The sequence below is a fragment of the Mesorhizobium sp. genome, from assembly GCF_004962925.1.
GTDB lineage: Bacteria > Pseudomonadota > Alphaproteobacteria > Rhizobiales > Rhizobiaceae > Mesorhizobium.
Genome location: NZ_SUEO01000039.1, coordinates 1 through 5613 on the forward strand (window position 1 = coordinate 1; position 5613 = coordinate 5613).

Genomic DNA, 5613 nt, shown 5'->3' on the forward strand with positions numbered 1-5613 from the left:
GGGTAGGGGCAGTAGGAGTAGGGGCAGTAGGAGTAGGGGCAGTAGAGGTAGGGGCAGTAGGCGTAGGCGTAGGGGTAGCAAGGTTGTGTTCCCGAAAAACGGCCTGCAACTCCGGCGAGCTCTCAAGCGCGGTATCGCCTTCCTGCGAACCCCAGGCGTAGGCAAAGTCAAAGGCGGGATTGGGAACCACCTCGGCCCAGTGGTCCATCATCGTCTCCAGCTGATCCGTCGTCGGCATGACATATTGGCCGCCCGTGTTGGTCGTATAATTGCCGCCGCCAAAGGTCTGGTAGACCGGAACGATCGCGCTGGTCGGGATGCCCGACTCCACCGCTGCCGCCACGGTTCTGTCGATCATGTCATAGTCGACCGTGTCTGTGCCCGTGCGCACCGGGTAAGGGTCTATTCCGAACAGATCGATATGCGTGTTGTCATAGTTGTAGGTGCTGGAAAAATCCGGGTCGGCGGCAGACCCCATGTCCATCGCGGTGATGAAGGTCTTGGCTTCTGGCATACGAGAGTGGATCCAGTCGGATTCGGCTTTCAGATCCTCAGCGTCTACCTGTGTGTGGTATTTGCCGGTGGGATCCGGCTCGTCGACGAGAAAAAACCCAAAAACATTCGGATTGCCAAGGAAGGGGGTGACTTTGTCGATAAAGGACTGGGTTACGCCCTCGCCCTCGTTGAGCCAGACCAAGCCCTTCGTGCCATCCGGCAGCTCGTTGACCTGATCAACGGTTTGAACGTCAACCAGATTGAAGCCGGCGCTTGCGACTTCTGTGGCGGATCCACCAGCTGCAAAATGAAGTGCCATTTATATTCCTTTTTTCTTAGCGCCCCGCGGTGCCTGCCTACTGGACGGCGTATATTAGCGCCAAATCAAATACCCGCACCCCTCTGATAGATTCGTTGATCGCCGACAGGATTGCCGCACGGAAGGAAAAATTTTACTTATTAAAATCGACTATTCGAAGCAACAAAATGAGACTTTACATCATAACCTCTAGGACTCCACTAAGCTAAATTTTGGCGTTTCGAACGTTGACCTTCAAAAACACTTACATGGTCTCATCTCAAGAAATATTTTTCTATGAGTGGCTTGGCTTTTAATATGATTTGGATGGCGCCGAAGCTGGCAGGCCGTGACGGCGTCTTAGCTGTGCTGACCCTCGCCGAAGCGGCGCCGCAAAAATCGGATTTTTAACTTCCGGCAACTAGAGGCCATAAATAGAACGGCACGCAGAATAGCTCTTTTGCACAATATGCGCACTTGCCTGCGAGCAATCTGATCACGTTAAGCTAGGTTCTGGGCCAGGCCATGTTCTCTGCTGTCGCAACCAAATTTGTTGTGGACACAGTGGGCGGGTGTTCGCTCGCAACCGCTACAACTGACGTTACCGACATCGGAGGTAGTCGAGTTTGGCTTACCTGCCAGTCGCGGGCTTCTGCCAAGACGGATGTGACTGAGATGCGGCTCAACCAGCATACCGAGGCACCGGCCCATGATCGGGACGATGCTCAGACCGGCAAAGCATCGGCCCAGACCGAGGTCTGACAACGGACGGTTATCGGGAGCGCAGTCTTCGGTTGCCCCGCCCGTGGACGCGGTGTGCCCGCAGGATTTCCTCAACTTCCACGCGTAAATGATCCCGCCATCCCCCTCATTATGCAGGAGGATATGCGCGTCAACGAGGCCCGCTATACGGCCTCGGTACCATACCTGTGCAGGTCCTTGGTGCGGATAGCCGCGCAAAGCCGGGAGACCGAACGGCCTGAAGCTCGCAACACCTTGATCCAAATGCGGTTTGCCTCATTCAAACAGACGAGGACAGTAGGCAAGCCTGCCCTTACCGTGACTTGGCATCTTACGCGCAGAAGAAGCGAAACCAAGATCATGAAGGCAGAATCAAAAGCCGGCCACTTCCCGCGATTGGGGAACGGCGCATGGTCGGGAGAGGCAGGATGAACCCGCATCTCATGTGTGTAGGAGGCGAGGATCACGCATTAAGAATTCCGTTCCTGATGTCGCTGCGCGAAAGGGGTTTTCGGGTCACCGCAGTCTCGAGTGGCGCTGAAGCCGCGTTTCTGCGGCATGGCATTCCGCATCGCGGCTATGGTTTCGACCGATTTGCCAGCGGTAGCGGGGGATGGGGGGCCATCAGAGCGATTCGGAAATTAATGTCGGAACTGCGACCAGACATTGTCCAAAGTTTCGACACCAAACCGAACCTGCTGACGCCGCTTGCGGCGCGCGGGAAGGTTCCAGTGATCCGGACGATCAATGGCTTGGGCTGGACATTCTCGTCGCTGGAGCCACGGGCTCTGGCCCTGCGCCCAATCTTTTGCGGACTGCAATGGCTTTCGTCCTTCTGGACGGCTGCGACGGTCTTCCAAAATCAGGACGATCAGGCTTTCTTTGAGCGCTACCGACTAATCCAACGCGGCAGCGGGCGGTTGATCCGCAGTTCTGGAATCGACGTCGATGCGTTCGCCATGGCAAGGCACCTTGCCCCGTCGGCGATGAAAATGCGCGAAGAATTTGGGCTCCAGTCAGCCGAAGTCGTAGTTTTTGTCGGCCGGCTGACCCGCCAGAAGGGTATCCCGACACTCCTCAAAGCAGTCCCACGCGTGCTATCAAAAAGGCCTGATGCGCGTTTCGTGCTTGTCGGCCCATGGGAATCTGAAGGGCCATTTGCCGTCGATAAATCGGATATCGATCGATATGCCCCTCATGTCATCGCCTTGGGCCCACGGCGCGATGTTCCAGCCCTTCTTGGCATGGCCGATCTGTTCGCCTTTCCGACACAATATCGGGAAGGCATCCCGCGCGTCCTGCTCGAGGCAGGACTGGCGGGTTTGCCTATCGTCGCCTCAAGGATGCCTGGCTGCAATGACGTGGTTGAGGACGGATGGAACGGCTATCTCGTCCCACCGCACGATGTTGATGGGCTTGCGTCTCGAATAATAGACATCTTGTCCGACCGCGGCCGCGGAAAGGTCATGGGCGGTCGTTCCGTCGAACTCGTCCGAGAGCAGTTCGCGTTGCCGCGGGTAGTCGATCAGTATTGCGATCTGTACAAAAATGTCCTTAGCGCCGAATCCCACGGCGGTCTTGCTCGACCGGCGTCCCCGGTCTTGCTCAAAGAAAATGCCGCAAGCCGCGGGTTGGGTGGAGCGCGCCGATGATCCGGAGCGCGTTGCTGGCCGGCGGCATTGCGATGGGCTATGCGGCGCAGCTCGGTATTCCGGGATTGCCCCTCGGATACACCGAATTGTTCCTATCGCTTTGGATCATGTTGTCGATCGGGCGCGTAGTCGTCGGTGGTCACTTGGAGGCCACACCGGCCCTGTTCCGTCTTGCGACCTTCTGGCTGATCATGACGCTTGCTCTGGGGGTCGGTGCCATTGTCGGCTTGCTGACCACGGCGGTTCTGGACCTCTCGGGGCCGATTCACGACATAATGGCCTACCTGCTGTTGGCCAGCGTCACCTGCCTGGCCGCCGCTGAGCCCGACGCTGATCGCCATCTGCGCCGCACTGCCTGGTGGGCGATCGGGATATTGAATGCATGCTTTACCTTTCAGCTGGCACTTGGGTGGGGCTGGATCCACCAATCCGGTGTCAATCCCTGGTTCTGGGACCGCTTCACCGGCTGGTCCGAGAATCCGAACCAACTCGCGCTCTATTGTGCACTTTTTGGCCCCCTGGCCTTGCATCTTGCGACGACCACAGACAGTCCATGGGGGAGGTTGTTTGGGTTCAGCAGCATTGCACTGACCGTCTATGTCGGAAGACTGACAAAGAGTGATACCTATCTTCTTACAAGCGTCCTGACCTGCCTGATATTTCTAGGGCTGCGAGTTCGGACATGGCTCACGACCGGTGACAAGGTCGGCGTTTCCCGGCAGGTTGCCGTCCTCTTGATGGTCGGCTTCCTTCCCCTGGCGATGTCGATGACGCCCTACGTGCTCAAGGACATGAGCAGCGTCGAAAATTTCGCCAAGAGCCTCAGCAAAGGAAAGGGCGGCGAGGAGACCGCCGAAACCGCTGCACTTCGCGTCAAGCTCTGGGGTAATGCAGTCTACAAGGGCGTGACGTCAGCGTCACTTGGCCTCGGTCCTGGCCCGCATGTGGACCGCCCCTCCGTCGTCTATCGGCAGTTTCTGCCCGAACCTTTCGAGGCCCACAACACGATACTCGACCTTTACACTCAAGGTGGTCTGATTGCGATCCTGGCCCTGTTTTGGATCGTCGGCTCGGCCGCCATGTCAGCATGGCGTGCGAAGCTCGACGCCCTTTTTGCGCTGGTGGTGGCGACCGCGATTTACGGGGTCCCACACCTGATCATCCGACACCCGATCGTTTGGTTTGGGCTGACCCTCTGCCTTGTTGCCGGAACGCCGCGAGCAGTTTCGGCTGCTTCCAGTGAAACTTCCAGGGACTTGGGATAGTGGGATGTGTGGGATTGCCGGAATTCTTCTTGCATCCGATGCGGCCAATGCCAAGCCGCTGAGGGCAATAGCGCGAATGACGACGGCCCTTCGCCACCGTGGGCCCGATGGCGAAGGCTTCTGGAAAAACCGTGAAGCCGGCGTTGCCTTCGGTCACAGGCGTTTGGCCATCGTCGACTTGTCGGAGGCGGGACACCAGCCGATGCATTCAGCAAGTGGCCGATATGTCATCACCTTTAACGGCGAAATATACAATTTCCAGGATCTGCGGCGCGAACTTGAAGGCGCGGGCCATCGTTTCCGCGGCACCTGCGATACCGAGGTCATGCTGTGCGCGATCGAGAGTTGGGGGCTCGATACCGCACTCACGCGCTTCGCCGGCATGTTCGCTTTTGGATTGTGGGATCTGAAGACGAGGACCCTTCATCTCGCCCGCGACCGAATGGGCAAAAAGCCGCTTTACGTTGCTTCAACACGCGATGCGCTCGTTTTCGCCTCCGAGTTGAAGGCGATCAACTGCTTTCCAGGTTTTTGTCAGGAACTCGATCTCGATGCCGCCACGACGATGCTGTCGAGGGGATGGGTACCGGATAACAGGTGCATCTGGCGAGGCGTGTTCAAGCTGCCGCCCGGCTCGGTACTGTCCGTGACGGCCGCAAATTTCGCTGAGGCGCGTAGTGCCGCGTCTCTTTCGCATCGCATCCGGTACTGGTGGTCGCTGGCCGAAGTCGCCGCGAAAGGTCGGCAGGAACCAATCGTTGGCACTGACGAAGAACTGACGAATGAGCTCGACGACCTGCTTCGACTTGCCGTTCGGGAACGCATGAACGCTGATGTGCCGCTGGGCTGCTTTCTATCTGGTGGCGTCGACAGCTCCGCCGTTGTAGCCCTGATGCAGGCTCAATCCCCAAAACCGGTGCGCACGTTCACGATCGCTTTCGGAGAGTGCGGATTTGATGAGGCTCCCCACGCCGCGGAGGTCGCCCGGCATCTGGGCACCGACCATACCGAACTTCACCTTTCGTCCGCCTCTGCGCTCGAGGTCATTCCAGAACTGCCGCAGACCTGGGACGAGCCATTCGCCGACGAATCGCAGATGCCAACTCTGCTCGTGGCGCGGCTCGCTCGCCAGCACGTTACGGTGGCTCTGACGGGCGACGGT

The 5613-nt window shown here is 58.2% G+C and carries 3 protein-coding genes and 1 pseudogene; 3 read left to right on the forward strand and 1 reads right to left on the reverse strand.

The window, feature by feature from the left end:
• Window positions 1–814, reverse strand: a pseudogene (locus tag E5W87_RS10870) (calcium-binding protein); the annotation flags it as partial.
• 1148 nt (window positions 815–1962) lie between these two features.
• Here E5W87_RS10870 and E5W87_RS10875 point away from each other — a divergent pair.
• The 3 genes from E5W87_RS10875 to asnB all read left to right on the forward strand — a co-directional run.
• A complete protein-coding gene (locus E5W87_RS10875) occupies window positions 1963–3186 on the forward strand; it encodes a glycosyltransferase family 4 protein (RefSeq protein ID WP_292396852.1) in 1224 nt (407 codons plus the stop codon).
• On the forward strand, window positions 3183–4451 hold the full coding sequence (locus tag E5W87_RS10880; protein ID WP_292396854.1) for a polymerase: 1269 nt from the start codon (window positions 3183–3185) through the stop codon (window positions 4449–4451). Before E5W87_RS10875 ends, E5W87_RS10880 begins: the two co-directional genes overlap by 4 nt.
• A 4-nt stretch (window positions 4452–4455) precedes the next feature.
• Window positions 4456–5613 (forward strand): asparagine synthase (glutamine-hydrolyzing) (gene asnB / locus E5W87_RS10885; protein ID WP_292396894.1); only part of this gene is annotated, 1158 nt, incomplete at its 3' end.

What these genes read in the sequence shown, in the direction of transcription:
- E5W87_RS10875 (WP_292396852.1), top strand. Translation starts at nt 1,963, where the DNA reads ATGAACCCGCATCTCATGTGTGTAGGAGGCGAGGATCACGCATTAAGA.
- E5W87_RS10880 (WP_292396854.1), top strand. Translation starts at nt 3,183, where the DNA reads ATGATCCGGAGCGCGTTGCTGGCCGGCGGCATTGCGATGGGCTATGCG.